The following is a 17522-nucleotide window of genomic DNA, read 5'->3' as shown; positions in this document are numbered from 1 at the left end:
TCCTCATAATCAAAAACAGATTATGAGGATTTTTAAAAAGTATTTTACTAATTATTAGTAAGTAATTTGAATTTTGAAAGAGTCATTAGCATCTCCAGCAAATACTTCACTTACGAAATTATTAGCATTGTATTTGTTTTTATAGTCTGTACTTACAGTTTGAACAGCTTTTCCGTCTTCATCATAATTTACTGTTACGCTAGTCAATGCATTATTTCCAGAATGAAAATCAAATTGAAAATCATCACTGTCAACTTGAGCTAAATCTAATAAAAGTTTTAAACCTGTAATATTAACAAATGGGCTTTTTTTATCGTCAAATGTATTGGTGATTTTTTCTTTTAGACCATCATAATATTCAGTAGAAACGATATTTCCATTTGCAAATGTATAAAGAGTTGTAGTATCGTATTTAGTTTCTACTCTGTCTTCTATCTGAGACAGATTTGCATTTACTGTTCCGTTGGCATTGTACACAAATGTCAATTTATCCTGAATTGTAGAACCAAAAGCTTGTGTAGTAATTTTAGAAACTAATTTGCTATTCTCGTATGCGTAAACGTCTGTAGAAACTAAAACACTTGATCTAAAATATTCTACTTTAGTGATAACCTCTCCAGTGTAAGTGTAAACGTATTTTGAAGCGTCAGAAAGTGAAATTTGTTTCAATTTGTTTCCGTCATAAGTAAAGGTATAATCAAGAGATCCTGATTTTCCGTTTTCAACAGTTGTCAGCGTAATTTTTGATGGCAAAGCTGTTGCAGAAGATCCTCCTTCAGAGCTGCTGTCATCACTTGAACAAGAGTTTAGAGATAAAGCTAATGCAGCGAAAAGGCATAAAAATTTTTTCATTTTGTTTTGATGTTAAATATTAATGCTGCAAACGTAATGCAACCAAAAACAATAACCTTACGGGATTCCGCATCACAATATATAATTTAACCCGCACACCACTTAAAAGAATAATAACCAGTGATTTAATTAAAAATATTTTAGTTAAATTATGTAAATTAGTAAAAATTACATTTTTAAATAACAAAAAAAAGCCAGACATAATCTGGCTTGTAGAAATAAAGATTTTTTTTTAATAGAAATACTCACTAGTACCTAAACTATCAGATCCTTTATCAACTTCTTTAGTTGGATATCCTTTATCATTATAAGTAAAGGTGCTATTTGTCCATAAATCACCTTCTGATGTATCTGTTAAAATGTTAAATTTAACTCCATTTGCTTCTCCGTCAACAAATGCAATCTTATCCATTCCTAAAATATTTTTTTCAGGATTATTTTTATCATCATAAGTGTATTTATGATTTTCCCAGCTTGCTGCACTTACTATCTCGCTAACTTCTCCGTTTATAAATTTAATGGTATTAACCGTTCCTTTCAGTGTTTGAGTTTTAGAATCACCTGAATATGCTTGAGCAGTAATTGTACCATCTGTGTTATAAGTATAAACTTCTTTATTTCCCCAATCCATTTCTGGATCGACTCTTAAAAAAGTTGTTAATTTACCTTCTGCATTATAAGAATAAGTATTTATTTGATCAATTGTTCCGTCAGGATATTTGTATTCTATTTTAGTAATTAGATCTCCTGTATAAGTGTAATACATATTCGAATCTCCAGAATCATCTATTGCGCTTACTATTTTATTACCATCGTATTTATAATTAATCGTAGTTTTCTCTCCGTCAGAATTTGTGATAATTGTTTTTTTTAGTAAAACATTATCACTTGATTCTGAAGAAGAATCATCACTAGAACAAGAAGTCAACACTAGAGTCAAAGCTCCAAAAAGACATAAAATTTTTTTCATTTTGTTATGGTATTAAATTTGTTTTTGTTATTTAAGCAAACGTAATGCAAGCAAAAACAATAACCTTACGGGATTCCTCATTACAAGCAAATAGTTTTTCTGTTTTAAATGCTACATTTAAAAAAATATCTTTTATAGAAAAACAAATAATTATCAACTTTTACTGGAACTTAACAGCGTTAAAAAATTACATTTTTAATAACAAAAAACATAATCACAAACTAAAACAATTCCTTACTTTTGCATCTTCCATTTTTCTAAAAACTTATATGAAATTATTATATACCTACATCATCAAACATAAAATGTTGTTGTTTTTTGCTTTGATTATGGCTACGATCAACATTTGTTTCAGTTTGTCAGACTCTGTAATTACAGGAAAATTAATGCAGGACTGCGGTGTCGGCCTGGCAAAATACAAAGGAAACGAAATGGGTTTTATCAAATCACTGGCTTTTTGGCTTGGGCTTTCGCTTGGTGCTGCAATGATCTCCAGAATTACCAAAAACTTTCAGGATTATTTTACTAATGTTGTCATTCAGCGCACTGGGGCACAGATGTATACTGACGGAATCAAAAAATCGCTTGATCTTCCGTATGCTGAATTTGAAGACCAGCGAAGCGGCGAAACTTTAAGTAAATTGACCAAAGTTCGAATTGATTCGGAGAAACTAATTACACTTTCGATTTCATTAATTTTTCAAACTATTATCGGATTCATTTTCGTCATTGTCTATGTAGCCCGAATTGATTTACGTATTTCAATTATCTTTTTAGTTACAGCGCCTATTATTGCTTTGGTGAGTTTATATTTGGGTAAAAAGATTAAAATCGTTTCTCGAAAAATTGTGAATCAAACTAATGCTTTGGCGGGTTCTACAACAGAAAGTTTGCGAAACATTGAACTCGTAAAAAGTCTCGGATTAACGTATCAGGAAGAAAAGCGTTTGAATTTAAATACCTTTAAAATCCTGCAATTAGAATTAGAAAAAATTCGTTTTATCAGAAGTTTAAGTTTTATTCAGGGAACAACGGTTCACTTTTTAAGAACTTGTGTTGTTTTTGCATTGTATTATTTCTTGTTTGGAGGAAAAATCATTGTTGGTGATTTATTGACGATGGTATTTTTTACGTTCTTCATTTTCGGTCCTTTACAAGAATTAGGGAATTTTATTATTGCTTTGAACGAAACAAAAGTTTCTATGGAAAATTTCAGAAACTTATTGAACGCTCCAAAAGAATTTCGTCCGAAAACGCCAAAACATGTTGGTGCCATTCAGAAATTACTTTTTTCTAATGTGAGTTTTCAGCACAGAACAGCAAAATTTAAAGCGGTCGAAAATATCAATTTCGAAATCAAACAGGGACAAACTGTCGCTTTTGTTGGTCCTTCTGGATCTGGAAAAACAACTTTGGTAAAACTCTTGGTTGGATTGTATACTCCGGCAGAAGGAGAAATTTTATACAATGATATCGATTCTACCGAAATTGATTTACTTGATTTAAGAAAGCAGCTTGGTTTTGTAACTCAGGATGCACAATTGTTTTCTGGAACTATTCGAGAAAATTTACTTTTCGTAAAACCAAACGCAACCGACGAAGATTTATACGATGCCTTAAAACGAGCAAGCTGCGACAAACTTCTTAAGCGTGCCGAAGACGGTTTAAACACCACAATCGGTGAAGGCGGTATTAAAGTTTCTGGCGGTGAAAAACAACGTTTATCAATCGCAAGGGCCATTTTAAGAAATCCGAATTTATTGATTTTTGATGAAGCGACCTCTGCTTTGGATTCTATTACCGAAGAAGAAATTAACGCTACAATCCGAAATATTTCAGATAAAAATAGAATTACAGTTTTAATCGCTCACCGATTATCTACCGTAATGCATGCTGATAGAATCTTTGTTTTAGAGCAAGGTAAAATCATCGAGCAGGGTAAACACGAGGATTTGATCGTTGAGAAAGGCTTGTATTACGCTATGTGGCGTCAGCAGATTGGGGAAAGAAAGTAATTGAAGGTTCTGAGTTGCTGAGTTACTAAGGTTCTAAGCTGCTAAGATTCTAAGTTTCTGAGATTCTAAGTTGCTAAATTGCTAAGTTTCTGAGATACTAAGTTTTGAATAGTGTCCAGGTTTAGCTGGATGCATTATAAATAAAGCTGAAAGGCTTTAGCCAAACGTAATAGTTTGGCTAAAGCCTTTTCTTTTAACCTGCTATTGATTTGAGTTTTTTATTAAGAGAACCTAACAAACCTACTATTTGTCATTTCGACGAAGGAGAAATCTCCGCAAGTAACTCCGCAATTTGAATCCAATCTTTGTCGAGCTTCTCGCGGAGATTTCTCCTTCGTCGAAATGACATAAAATGAGAAAAAATAAATATATAAACACAAAACCCGACAGGTTTTAAAAGCCTGTCGGGTTTACTTTATCTATAATTTTAAAATCTTAGAATCTTAGCAACTTAGAACCTTAGACCCTTAGTATCTTTAATTCAAAAATTCAATTGCTTTAGCCAAAGCCTCAGCAATTCCATCAGCGTTTTTACCTTTTCCAGAAGCGAAGAAAGGCTGTCCTCCTCCATTTCCGTCGATGTATTTCCCTAATTCTTTAATCACTGCATTCGCGTTTAAACCTTTTGCTGCTGCTAATTCTTTTGTGATGTAGCAGTGAATATTTGGCTGACCGTCTTCAATAGAAGCTAAGAAAACAAATGCGTTTGGTTTAGAACTTCCAATTGCCTGTGCTAAATCTTTAGTCGAAGCCATGCTTAAATCTACTTGTTTTGCAAGGAAATTTACGCCGTTTACTTCTTGGAAATCATTTTCTAAAACAGATTTTAAAGCATTTACTTTTTCTTTTAACAACTGCTCCACTTGTTTCTTCAATTTTACATTATCATCTTGAAGTGATGCAACCGATTTTAAAATATCCTGCGGATTTTTTAGTGTTTCTTTTATCTCTGCTAATGTATTTTCCTGACTTACATAGAAGTTCTTAACTGCATCACCAGTAATCGCTTCAATACGACGAATTCCTGCCGCTACAGCACCTTCAGAAATGATTTTGAAATGCCAGATGTCTGAGGTATTTTTTACGTGAATACCACCGCATAATTCTTTACTTTCTCCAAACTCAATCATACGGACATTGTCTCCGTATTTTTCGCCGAATAAAGCCATTGCGCCTTTATCTAAAGCTTCTTTAATCGGAATGTTTCTGTGTTCTACCAATTGCAGCTGCGCTTCGATTTGAGCGTTAACAGAAGCTTCTACCTGCTTAATTTCATCATCAGAAACTTTACTGAAATGAGAAAAGTCAAAACGTAAGTAATTTGGATTTACCAATGAACCTTTTTGTTCTACGTGAGTTCCCAAAATGTTTCTCAAAGCCAAATGCATCAAGTGCGTAGCCGAGTGATTTTTTGAAGTCGATGTTCTTAAATCGGTATTTACTTTTGCAGCAAAACCTGCTTCAATATTTTCTGGAAGTTGTTTTGCAAAATGCAGAATTAAGTTGTTTTCTTTCTTCGTATCAATAATTTCAATTGTTTCGTTTGCAGAAACCAACGTTCCTTTATCACCAACTTGTCCTCCTCCTTCTGGATAAAATGGCGTATTATCTAAAACGATTTGGTACAAAATACCGTCTTTTTTAGAATCTACTTTTCTGATACGCGTAATTTTTACTTCATTTTCAGTTTTATCATAACCTACAAATGTTTCTACATTTCCAGGAATTAAAACATTCCAGTCTTCTGTAGAAACTTCAGAAGCAGCGCGGGAACGTGCTTTTTGTTTTTGTAATTCAACTTCAAATTCTTCTTCATTAAAAAAGAATCCTTTTTCCTTTAGAATCAAAGCTGTTAAATCTTTCGGGAAACCAAAAGTATCATACAATTCAAAAACTTTAGCTCCAGAAACCTCTTTTCCAGAAGTTTCATTCACAACATTCTCTAACAACTGCAGTCCTTGATCTAATGTTCTTAAGAAAGAAGCTTCTTCTTCGCGAATTACGTTGGTAACCAATTGCTGCTGCGATTTGATCTCTGGGAAAAACTCGCCCATTTGGTTTGCTAAAACCTCAACCAATTTGTTAATAAAAGGCTCTTTTGTGCCTAAAAATGTAAATCCGTAACGAATAGCACGACGCAAAATTCTGCGTATTACATAACCAGCTCCTGTGTTTGATGGTAATTGTCCGTCGGCAATTGCAAACGCAACCGCACGAACGTGATCTACCACTACACGAATCGCAATATTAGTTTTATCTTGTTCTTCTGACTCTTCGACTCCGCTCAGAGTGACATCGTTTGGAGTATATTTTAAACCTGTAATCTGCTCCACTTTTTCGATAAGCGGTGTAAAAACATCCGTATCATAATTGGATGTTTTTCCTTGCAAAGCCATACACAAACGCTCAAATCCCATTCCGGTATCAACGTGTTGTGCCGGAAGTTTTTCCAAAGATCCATCTGCTTTACGGTTGAATTCCATGAATACATTATTCCAGATTTCAACTACCTGCGGGTGATCGTTGTTTACCAGACTTTTCCCTGTAACTAATGCTTTTTCAGCTTCCGGACGTAAATCAACGTGAATTTCAGAACAAGGTCCGCATGGTCCCTGATCTCCCATTTCCCAGAAATTATCTTTTTTGTTTCCAAGGATAATTCGGTCTTCATCAATTAATGTTTTCCAGATATCCCAAGCTTCCTGATCAAAAGGAACATTATCTTCTTTACTTCCTTCAAAAACCGAAACATACAGATTTTCTTTTGGAATTTTATAAACTTCTGTCAGTAACTGCCAAGCCCAATTGATGGCTTCTTTTTTGAAATAATCTCCAAAAGACCAGTTTCCAAGCATCTCAAACATCGTATGGTGATAGGTGTCAAAACCTACATCTTCAAGGTCGTTATGTTTTCCTGAAACACGAAGACATTTTTGCGTATCGGCTATTCTTTTACTTTTTGGAGTTCCATTCCCTAAGAAAAATTCTTTAAACTGGGCCATTCCCGAGTTATTGAACATAAGAGTTGGATCGTCTTTAAGGACGATAGGAGCCGATGGAACAATTAAGTGCCCATTGCTTTTAAAAAAGTCTAGAAATTGTTTACGTACGTCTTGTGATTTCATATTGTAATTAAGAAAATGTATCTTTTATTAATTTGCCAATTTGATAATGTGAGAATTAGAAAATTTAAATTGAAAAACTCATAGTCTAAGCAATAAATCATTTACTTTATTCATTATCTAATTATCTAATTGACTCAATTATCTAATTATTTTAATCTTGAAAAAAAGCAGTTAACGACCGTAACATTTAGTAAATTTGTCGACTAACTAGTTTTTACAAGCTGCAAAAATAGGGTATTTTAAAATATGGCGAAAGTAAAATATTATTACGACTCAGAAAATCTGGCTTATACGAAAATAAAAACCAGAAAAAGAATAAAAATAGGTTATGCATTACTGTTTTTAGTAGCTTCGGCGTTGTTCGGTTTTTTAGTTTTTGTATTATTGATTAACACTCCTTATTTTGAAACTCCCAAAGATCGTTTACAAGCACGTGAAATTGAAAATTTAAAACTGCAATATGCTATTTTAAATAAAAAACTAGACGCAATTGATGAAGCAGCAGACGCCTTAGAAGAAAGAGACAATAATATTTACCGCGTTTATTTTAATAAAACAGAAATTCCAGATTCTATTAGAAAAGCCGGTTTCAGAAATCCTGAAAGATACAAAGCACTGGAAGGATACAATAATTCGCAGCTGGTATTAAACACGACTAAAAGAGTTGACAAACTTTCTAAGCAGTTAGCCATTCAGTCTAAATCTCTGGATGAAATTTTAAAATTAGCTGGAGCTAAAGAGAATTTGTTATTAGCCATTCCGGCAATCCAGCCGGTGCAGAATGAGAATTTGAAACGTGTTGCTTCTGGTTTCGGGTACCGTATTGACCCTTTCACGAAAGTGCGAAAAATGCACAACGGGATGGATTTTACGGCCAACACCGGCGCTCCGATTTATGCCACTGGCGACGGCGTAGTAGAAAGAGCCGATAATACGGCTTCTGGCTACGGAAATCATGTTGTAATCAGGCATGGTTTTGGATACGAAAGTTTGTACGCGCATTTGAGCAAATACAATTGTCGTCCTGGGCAGAAAGTAAAACGCGGCGATGTAATTGGTTATGTAGGAAGCACAGGAAGATCTGAAGGACCGCATTGTCATTACGAAGTGCATAAAGATGGAAAAGTAGTCAATCCGTTGAATTTTTATTACGGAAATATTTCGGCTGTAGAATATATTGCAATTTCACAAATGGCAAACCAAGAAAATCAATCATTAGATTAGTATTGTTAAAAAAATAGTAATTTTGAAATAAATAAGAAAAAAACAAATCATGCATATTGAACTTTCCAAAGACAAAAGATATTACAGCATTGGCGAAGTTGCCAAAGCTTTTAATGTCAATGCATCATTAATACGATTTTGGGACAGTGAATTTGATATCCTGAAACCGAAAAAAAATGCCAAAGGAAACAGGATGTTCACGCCGGATGATATTACTAATTTACAGCTGATTTATCATTTGGTAAAAGAAAGAGGCTTTACACTCGAGGGAGCTAAAATTCACTTAAAGGAAGGTCAGAAGAAAACATTAGATAAATTCGAAATAATCCGTAAATTAGAATCCATAAAAACACAATTAAACGACATCAAAAACGAATTGTAATTAAAAATTGAAATAAACTTAAATTAAACTAATATGAAAAAATGGTTAATCCCTGTAGGAATTATTGTTGCACTGATTGCGATAATTGCTTTTTGGTCAATTGGAATTAAAAACACTGCATTACAGCACAGTCAAGCAGTAAATAAAGAATGGGGAAATGTTCAAACAGCTTACCAAAGACGTAACGATCTTATCGGGAACTTAGTAAACACGGTAAAAGGCGCTGCAGATTTTGAAAAAGGGACTTTAACAGCAGTAATAGAAGCTCGTGCAAAAGCTACTTCGGTAACAATTGATCCAAGTAACGTAACTCCTGAGCAATTAAAAGAATTTAATCAGGCGCAAAGCGGTGTATCTTCATCATTATCAAGATTATTGGTTTCTGTTGAACAATATCCAACTTTAAAAGCAAACGAGAATTTCTTAAAATTACAAGACGAATTAGCAAGTACTGAAAACCAGATTCTTACTGCAAGAACTCGTTTTAATGAGTCTGTTCAAGTTTACAATGGTTATGTGTTAAAGATTCCTAACAATTGGTTCTTGAGTGAATACAAAGAAAAACCATATTTTGAAGCTTCTACTGGAGCAGATAAACCAGTTGAAGTAAAATTCTAAGAAAAAAATTTTAGACGTTACATCTAAAATCAACCCTCTAAACTCTAAAATCAGTCATGTCAAAAGTAGAAGATTTTTTAACGAAAGAAGAAGAACAAGAAATTGTTGAAGCTATCCGCGTAGCCGAAACAAATACTTCTGGCGAAATTAGAGTACATATAGAAAAAACAACTTCTAAAGCTCCTTATGATCGAGCTTTAGAAGTTTTTCATGAATTGCGAATGGATGAAACAAGTCTTAAAAATGGAGTATTACTCTATTTTGCAGTTGATGATAAAAACTTTGTGATCTGCGGTGACAAAGGAATTAATGATTTGGTTTCTAACGATTTTTGGGATTGTACCAAAGATATTATGACCAGCCATTTTAAAGCGGGAAAATTTAAACAAGGAATTGTTGATGGGATTTTAAATGCCGGTGAACAATTGAAAAAATATTTCCCTTCATCTGAAGATGATGTAAACGAATTATCTAATGAAATCTCTAAAGGATAACTAATGAAAATTTCCACTCTTAAAACTTTCAATTCTAAAGGAATCTTTCAATTATCCTTTCTGTTAATCGCTTTTTTTACCTTTTCAAGTGTTTTTGCACAATTTGATATTCCGAAAAAACCAAGTTTTCAGACTTCTGTTTACGATTACGCGAATGTTTTGAGTGCTTCTGAAAAAACGCAGCTGGAAGAAAAACTAGTTCGTTATTCTGACTCAACCTCAACTCAAATTGTCGTTATTACTATCGAAAGTTTAAAAGGAGAAGACATCGGAATCCTTACGCCAAAATGGGCGCAGGAATGGGGAATCGGTCAGGCAAAAGAAGATAACGGCGTTTTGATTTTATTGGCCAAAACCGAAAGAAAAATCTGGATTTCGCCTGGTTATGGTTTAGAAGACAGGCTGACTGCGGGAATTGGCGGTGAGATAACCCGAAATATTATTATTCCTGAGTTTAAAGCAGGAAGTTATTATAAAGGATTAGATAAAGGTGCCGATGCCTTATTTGATGTTTTTAAAGGCAAATACAAGAGCGAACGCAAAAAAAGTAAAGGACAAAGTTTTCCTATCCTGCCTTTTATCGTAATTATTGTCATCATATTGATTTTACTTTCTAGAAACAAACGCGGAGGCGGTAACTCTGGAAACAGCAGTGGCGGCGGACCAAGTCTTCTTGATGTTATTATTTTAAGTAATCTTGGAAGAAGCGGCGGCGGCGGTTTCGGAGGTTTTGGAGGCGGATCATCTGGTGGCGGAGGCGGTTTCGGCGGTGGATTTGGCGGCGGCGGGTTCTCTGGAGGAGGCTCTGGAGGCAGCTGGTAAAACAATAATTTTGTTTCAAGTTTTCTTTGTTTTAGGTTTCAAGTTTAAAAAATCTTACTTTTACAATTTACAATTCAATATAGATGTTATCACATAAAGCAAAATACGCCCTTAAGGCCTTACTTTATTTAGCAGAACAAGACGAAAATCACATTTCTAGAACGATAGAAATTGCTGACGGAGCCAATATTCCTAAAAAGTTTTTAGAACAGATTTTACTAGATCTAAAACGCGGTCGTTTTGTTAGCAGTAAGCAGGGAAAATTTGGCGGTTATTATCTGATAAAATCAAAAAATGATATTACTCTAGCAGAAATTCACCGATTATTTGACGGTGCAATTGCACTTTTACCTTGTGCTTCTTTGAACTTCTACGAACCTTGCTCTGATTGCAAAACCGAGGACGAATGCAGTCTGCGCCACGGTTTAATGCTTATTCGTGACAAAACTTTAAAAGCTATGGAGGGCATCACAATCGCCTCATTAGTAAAAAAATAAAAAAATATTTTTTAATTCCTAGTAAATCGATAGAATTAATATTTATATTTGCACAAAATATTTAACTAACCATTTACAAAAGTTTTAACATGAAAGTACATTTTAGTCCATCTGGTGTATCAAAAATTTTGCAAAACAAACAAACAAGACTTTTAGCAGCTGTTAAAAGCAATTCATTTGTAATGTGTATGTGTTGATTTTAAAAAAAATAATTTTAAATTCTACTAATCACATATACTTAATATAAAAATGAAAACATCTATAAAAAATATCTTTACACTATTATTCTTTTTAACTTTCTCTATTTCATTTGCGCAAAACGTTGAAGGCGTAGTTACAACAAGCGAAAATATACCTTTAGAAGCCGTAAACGTGGTGATTAAAGGAACTACTAACAGCGCGATTACAGACAACAGCGGTAAATTTGTAATTGATTCTAAAGGAAGATTACCATTGACTCTTTTGATTCAATACGTTGGTTATAAAACAACTGAAATTGAATTAACTGCCATTCCGGTAAATCCAATTCAAGTTGCTCTTAAAGAAGAAAATGAACTTATTGAAGTTGTTGTTTCTTCAAGAAGAAGAATCGAAAAAGTTCAGGATGTGCCTATTGCTATTTCTGTAATTACAGGAAAACAAGCAGAACAAACAGGAGCTTTTAATGTGAATCGTATTAAAGAATTAGTTCCTTCAGTACAACTTTATTCTTCAAATCCAAGAAATACAGGTATCAATATTAGAAGTTTGGGTTCACCATTCGGATTAACCAATGACGGAATTGATCCTGGTGTTGGTTTTTATGTTGACGGCGTTTATTACGCTCGTCCGGCAGCTACAACTCTTGACTTTATCGACGTGGAACAAATTGAGGTTTTACGTGGGCCGCAAGGTTCTTTATTCGGAAAAAACACTACTTCTGGAGCATTCAACATCACTACTCGCAAGCCAAGTTTTACTTCTGGTGCTGATTTTGAAGTAAGCTACGGAAATTATTCTTTCTTGCAGGCTAAAGCCTCTTTAACAGGTGCTTTAGGAAAAAAAGTGGCCGGAAGAATATCTTTCTCAGGAACACAACGTGATGGTCTGGTAGATAATGTTGCAACAGGAAGACCTACAAATACATTAAACAATCAAGGAATTAGAGGTCAGTTACTTTGGACTCCAACTGTAAATACAAATATTATTTTTGCTGCCGATATTACAACACAGCGTCCTGACGGATATGCGCAGGTAGTTGCCGGAGTAGCACCAACGCAAAGAGCAGCTTATCGTCAGTTTGATGCTATTATTAAGGATTTGAATTACCAGCTTCCAAGTCAAAATGCATTTGATCGTAAAATAGATCAAGATACTCCATGGCGTTCTAATCAGGATATGGGAGGTTTCTCTTTGAATATTGACACTAAAATTGGAGGCGGAACGCTTACTTCTACAACAGCTTGGCGTTTTTGGAACTGGGATCCGTCAAATGACAGGGATTTTACAGGATTACAAGTATTGGCAAAATCTCAAAACCCTACAAGACAAACACAAATCACCCAAGAGGTTCGTTACGCAGGACAGTTGACTTCTAGAATCAGCGGTGTTGCAGGTGTTTTCTTCATTGACCAAACATCACAAACGGACGGAACTGAAGAATCTGGAAGTGCTCAATGGAGATTTGCGCAAAGTTCTACTAGTGCTTTATGGAAAACACCAGGATTGTTTGAAGGATACGGAATCAAAACAGATGCGAATATCAGAGCGTCTAGTGCTGCAGTATTTGGACAAATTGACTGGGCTATTACAGACTGGTTACATGTTTTACCAGGATTAAGATATAATTTCGATAAAAAAGATGCACATTATGCACGTACAACATACGGAGGTTTACAAACAACAGATCCTGCATTACTGGCTTTAAAAAAACAAGTATACTCAGATCAAGCATTTGATTCGGCTATCGACAACACTGATTTTTCTGGTAATATTACGGTTACTGTAAAAGCTTCGGATAAGATTAATGCTTATGGAACTTTTGCTAAAAGTTACAAACCAGTTGGTGTAAACGTTGCCGGACTTCCAACAAATTCGGCTGGACAGCCATTACTAGAATTGGCTGTTATCAAACCTGAAAAAGTATATCATTATGAAGTTGGGGTAAAAACATCTCCTTTTAGAAATTCAATCTTCAACTTGGCTTTATTCCAAACAGATATTAATGATTTCCAAACTAACGTTCAGGCTGCAGAATTGGGTGTAAACAGAGGTTATCTTGCTAATGCAGATAAAGTACGTGTACAAGGTGTAGAAGTTGATGCAAGTTTTGTAGTAAGCTCACACTTAACCATAAATGGTGCCGCAACTTATACAGATGGTAAATATGTGAAATTCACAAATGCACCACTTCCATTAGAAGAAACTGGAGCTCCAGTATCATTTAAAGATGTTTCTGGATCTGCGCTTCCAGGAGCTTCAAGATGGGCAGGATCTTTGGGAGGTGAACTTTCTGATAACGCAAGATTCTTTGGAAATGCTGGAAAAATTTTCTTAGCTGTTGATTCTTATGCCCGTTCTGAGTTCTCGTCAAGCCCTTCTGCTTCTAAGTATCTAGTTGTTCCAGGTTATGCTATTTTTAATGCTCGTTTGGGGTTCCGCGCTTCACAAGGACTATCTGTTCACTTTTGGGGACGTAACTTACTAAACAAAGATTATTATGAGCAATTATTGCCTGCTGGAGGTAATGCAGGACAATATGCTGGTGTAATTGGTGATCAAAGAACGTACGGAGTTACAATAAAATATTCGCTGTAAGCGGTTAGTTAGTTTTAGTCTTAAAAACGAGATGCATTTAAAAATGTATCTCGTTTTTTTTTATGTCAAATGTTTTAAATAGAAAAATGTCTTAAACTATTATTTTAAAAACTTTTAGAGGCACTTTGCACAAAATTAATCCCTGAAATTTACTTCAAAATATACACGTACTATCTCGTTTCAAATCTAAGTCACACAGATTGTATACGTTTTAAATGTAAACGAATTAAGGCGGCAATGGAGAACTATTATAATTTTAAAATATCTGAAAATGAAATTTCTTATGATCCGTACTGGTATGAAAATTCAAACCTGCTGATAAGTTTCACAATAGGAATAATCATCATAGCCGGCGGCATCATTTTACTAGAACAAAATCATCTTCAAATTGTTTTGCCCATAGCCTCCGCTATCCTATTTTTTGTAATTCTAAGCAGTTTATATCATTTGTTGATTCGCAGTAAAACTACTTTGGTATTCGACAAAAATAAAGGCATATTATTCAAAATTACACCTCTCGGAAAAAAGAAAATAACTTTACTAAACAACGTAATGGATGTTGTTTCAAAATCAAGTTCAAATAGTTTCAATTATATTTTGACAGTCCAAAAGCGAAATTCTGTTGTTGCAATTAAACTAACTCCACGAATAAGATACAAAGAACAAGACAATCCAGAAGTTCGGTTTTTACAAATGGAGATACTCCCGCAGCTTGAATTGTTCTTAGGTTTAAATAAAAAAATTACAGCCGTTTTTGATTCAGAAGAAACAACAAGTCTTTGAACAATCACTAAATCGATCAATTTTAAATATTGAATATCAAAAAGCCTCAATCCATTTGAATTGGATTGAGGCTTTTTAATATTTATGTCGCTTTGGAACTGTAAACCTTTGAACCTAAAAAATTAAGATCCTCTTTGTCTCTTCCCTCCTTTTTTGCTTTCGGCAAAGTTTCCTATCTTATACGCTAATGAGAACATTACATAACGCTTTAAAACGGTATTTTCTTCATCACGGATAGAGGTAGCCGAGATAGTTCTTGTAGCACTTTGGTTTTGATTTAAAACATCATATACCTTTACTTTTGCGTATAATTTTTTATCTAAAAATCCATACGATAAACTTGTATTCCATAGGAAAAAATCTTTTTTGAAATCATCAGAAATGTTTGAATTATACGTATATCCAAAATCATTTCCAAAGATCAGATTAGCCGGCCAATACGATGTTGTCTGCAGATTAATTCTATGAATTACATTCGAAGTAGCATCTCTTGAATAGTTCTCGTATCGTGTTTCATTGTAAGACAAACTATAAGAAGGCGCAATCGACAATACCTCGCCATAATCATAAGATGCATAGAGGCTCGGTGTTAGTACAACCGATTTTGCGTAATACAAAACATCATTCGTAAATCCTTTATCAAAATTGTAATTTCCGCTTAGACGAAGACCATATCTAATCGTATGTGCGTCTTTTTTAATCTGCTGGTTCCAGTTTCCTCCAAGCGAAGCCGAATATGTTCCAGAAATATTTACATAAGTGGTATTTCTTTTACCGCTTTCATCGTAAATTGAAGTAGAAACGATGTCATTGTTATAATAATCTCCTCTAAGATAAACACTGTAGCCCGAACGTGTTCTAAAATCAAAGTTCTTAAAATCGATACCGGCACTGTTTTTCTCAATCGGGTTTAAGTCTGGATTTCCGATTACACTATTTAATGGGTTGTTTAAATTGGCTACCGGCATTAACTGTGTTGCAGACGGAAGCGAATTAGAATAATCATATTTAAAACTCAAATTCTTTGAACGATTAAATTTGTATCGCAGTTGTGCGCTGCCGTACGGAAGCATGTATCTTTTATTCAAATCTGTCGCTTGATTAAGATAAAAAGAATGATTGTCAAATTCAACAATCGAAGTTCTTGAATTTAAATTCAGCGTGTATTTATTTTTCTGTAATGTGATTCCAACTTTTGGCGAAATCGAATTCTGTTTGGATGTTGTATAATTCGTCAACGATAAATTCAAATCAGAATATTGCTGCTCCGCCTCATCAAAATCAAATGTTTTTTGATCATTGATCGAAGACTGCCAGTTAAAATCAGTTCCGAAACGCACACGCAGCGAATCTGTAATAGGTTCCGTATATTCTACATCAATGGCATACGTATCAGTTTTTGCAGTATTTTTTGCATTTTGATTTCTTTCATCATTCGGCTTCTGATCCTGATAAAAAATGGTCTCTGAAATATTGATTCCGTTAGAATCATTTTTACTGTTATTGTTATTAAAAACAATACTTAGATTTCGTGATTTCTTTTCAAAAACTTTATTGAAATTAATGCTGTTGGCAAAGTTCGTATTAGAACCGTCAGTATGCGATATCCCCGTACTTTCGTTCAATGCCTCTCCATTTTCATTTTCAGAAAAAGAAGAAGAAGCATTATTGCTGGTAGATTGCGACAGATTCAATTTTGGAGCCACAACAAGGCGCATCGTAGGGTCAATTTTGTATTCTAATTCAAAATTGACATTATTCCCCGTATTTTCATTTTTTGTTTTAGAATCTGCTTCTGTAATAATATTTCCGGTTGGCAAAAAGCTTACTTGATTCGATTTGCTGTCATTTTTAGTTACCGAATTTGTAAAATTGTAACTGCTCATAAATTCCAGCTCTTTGGTCCAGTCATCAGAATAATTAATTCCTGCCAAAGTAGACTGCGTAATTCCTTTACCGCCGCTAGAAGCTCCCTGTCCGCCGCCTTTGGCATTTCGGCCGCCGCCCATATTATCAAAAACCTCATCCATAGAAAAACCTGTGGAGTTGATATTATTTGACGAAGCTACAACGCTGATTTTTTGTTTATTTTTAAAGAAATTCATCATCAAACTGCTTTCGTAACGTTCGTCAGAACCGTATCCGCCAAGCACTTTACCAAAATATCCTTTATTCTTTTTTTCGTCAATCGTAATATTTACAGTCGAATAATCTGAAGTTGATTCCTGTTTGGCCAGCTCTTCTTTTTTGGTTTTAAAATCAGAAACCTGCACTTTTTTTATAATATCTGCTGGAAGGTTTTTAATCGCAATGGCACCGTCCTTGTCAAAAAATGTTTTTCCGTTAACCAAAAACTGCGTTACTTCACGTCCGTTTACGGTAATTTTTCCTGTATTATCGACATCAAATCCCGGCAGTTGTTTTAGTAACGTTTCTACATTGGCATCCGGACGAACCTTGTACGAATTGGCATTAAATTCTAAAGTATCTTTTTTGATCGTAATTGGCGGTGCTTCGGTTTTAATCACCACCTCATCCAGAACATTGGTATTTTCAATCATGTACAATTTACCAAAATCTTTACTTTCAGAAAGTCCTTTTTGTTCTTCAAAATAAGCTTGGTAGCCCGTGTAGTTCACTTTTAAAAATACTGGTTTATCGTATTTTTTAGTGTTTATTACAAAGTTTCCGTTTTTGTCTGTAGTAGCATATTCAATAATAGTAGAATCTTTTACAGTTGTAAAATATACTGTCGCCAGTTCTAGCGGTAACTGCGAGTTAATATCAATCACAGTTCCTTTGATAACGATATTGTTTTGGGCATTTGCCGAATAAGCGAAAACTAAAAACAATAAAAATGAATAAATTCTGGTCATAAAATTAGGTTAGTTAGATCAATAAGACTTAATAAAACGCAAAAGGTTTAATTGTGTTTTTCACATTT

General features: G+C 34.3%; 13 protein-coding genes. 9 read left to right on the top strand and 4 right to left on the bottom strand.

The features are described from left to right. Positions 1-54: 54 nt before the first annotated feature. A complete protein-coding gene (locus C4F50_RS12760) occupies positions 55-852 on the bottom strand; it encodes a hypothetical protein (protein ID WP_194139039.1) in 798 nt (265 codons plus the stop codon). A gap of 232 nt (positions 853-1084) precedes the next feature. After that, entirely contained in the window at positions 1085-1822 is a 738-nt protein-coding gene (locus C4F50_RS12755) for a hypothetical protein (RefSeq protein ID WP_194139038.1), read from the bottom strand. A gap of 269 nt (positions 1823-2091) precedes the next feature. Between C4F50_RS12755 and C4F50_RS12750 the strand changes: the two genes are divergently transcribed. Continuing rightward, positions 2092-3837, top strand: a complete 1746-nt coding sequence (locus C4F50_RS12750) for an ABC transporter ATP-binding protein (RefSeq protein WP_194139037.1) — start codon at positions 2092-2094, stop codon at positions 3835-3837. 476 nt (positions 3838-4313) lie between these two features. Here C4F50_RS12750 and alaS read toward each other — a convergent pair whose 3' ends face one another. Further along, positions 4314-6962, bottom strand: a complete 2649-nt coding sequence (gene alaS / locus C4F50_RS12745; RefSeq protein ID WP_194139036.1) for an alanine--tRNA ligase — start codon at positions 6960-6962, stop codon at positions 4314-4316. 246 nt (positions 6963-7208) lie between these two features. On the opposite strand from alaS, the gene C4F50_RS12740 reads away from it, so the two are divergent. The 8 genes from C4F50_RS12740 to C4F50_RS12705 all read left to right on the top strand — a co-directional run bounded on the left by C4F50_RS12740 (position 7209) and on the right by C4F50_RS12705 (position 14578). Beyond that, complete coding sequence (locus C4F50_RS12740) at positions 7209-8186, top strand: M23 family metallopeptidase (protein ID WP_194139035.1); 978 nt, start codon at positions 7209-7211, stop codon at positions 8184-8186. 49 nt (positions 8187-8235) lie between these two features. Further along, positions 8236-8568, top strand: a complete 333-nt coding sequence (locus tag C4F50_RS12735) for a MerR family transcriptional regulator (protein ID WP_194139034.1) — start codon at positions 8236-8238, stop codon at positions 8566-8568. A gap of 33 nt (positions 8569-8601) precedes the next feature. Beyond that, positions 8602-9186, top strand: coding sequence for a LemA family protein (locus C4F50_RS12730; RefSeq protein WP_194139033.1), 585 nt, complete (start codon positions 8602-8604; stop codon positions 9184-9186). 56 nt (positions 9187-9242) lie between these two features. Next, positions 9243-9680: a TPM domain-containing protein gene (locus C4F50_RS12725; RefSeq protein ID WP_194139032.1), complete on the top strand. Its 438-nt coding sequence runs from the start codon at positions 9243-9245 to the stop codon at positions 9678-9680. Positions 9681-9683: 3 nt separating this feature from the next. After that, positions 9684-10502, top strand: a complete 819-nt coding sequence (locus tag C4F50_RS12720; protein WP_194139031.1) for a TPM domain-containing protein — start codon at positions 9684-9686, stop codon at positions 10500-10502. A gap of 83 nt (positions 10503-10585) precedes the next feature. Then, positions 10586-10999, top strand: coding sequence for an RrF2 family transcriptional regulator (locus C4F50_RS12715; RefSeq protein ID WP_194139030.1), 414 nt, complete (start codon positions 10586-10588; stop codon positions 10997-10999). A gap of 249 nt (positions 11000-11248) precedes the next feature. Further along, a complete protein-coding gene (locus tag C4F50_RS12710) occupies positions 11249-13795 on the top strand; it encodes a TonB-dependent receptor (protein ID WP_194139029.1) in 2547 nt (848 codons plus the stop codon). Positions 13796-14032: 237 nt separating this feature from the next. Then, entirely contained in the window at positions 14033-14578 is a 546-nt protein-coding gene (locus C4F50_RS12705; protein WP_194139028.1) for a hypothetical protein, read from the top strand. Between the two features lie 122 nt (positions 14579-14700). On the opposite strand, the gene C4F50_RS12700 is transcribed toward C4F50_RS12705, so the two are convergent. Beyond that, a complete protein-coding gene (locus tag C4F50_RS12700; RefSeq protein ID WP_194139027.1) occupies positions 14701-17454 on the bottom strand; it encodes an outer membrane beta-barrel protein in 2754 nt (917 codons plus the stop codon). Positions 17455-17522 lie beyond the last annotated feature (68 nt).

The sequence above is a fragment of the Flavobacterium hungaricum genome (genome assembly GCF_015182285.1).
GTDB classification, from domain to species: domain Bacteria; phylum Bacteroidota; class Bacteroidia; order Flavobacteriales; family Flavobacteriaceae; genus Flavobacterium; species Flavobacterium hungaricum.
The sequence above is the reverse complement of the archived record's forward strand: the minus strand, read 5'-3'. Positions and strand labels throughout refer to the sequence as shown.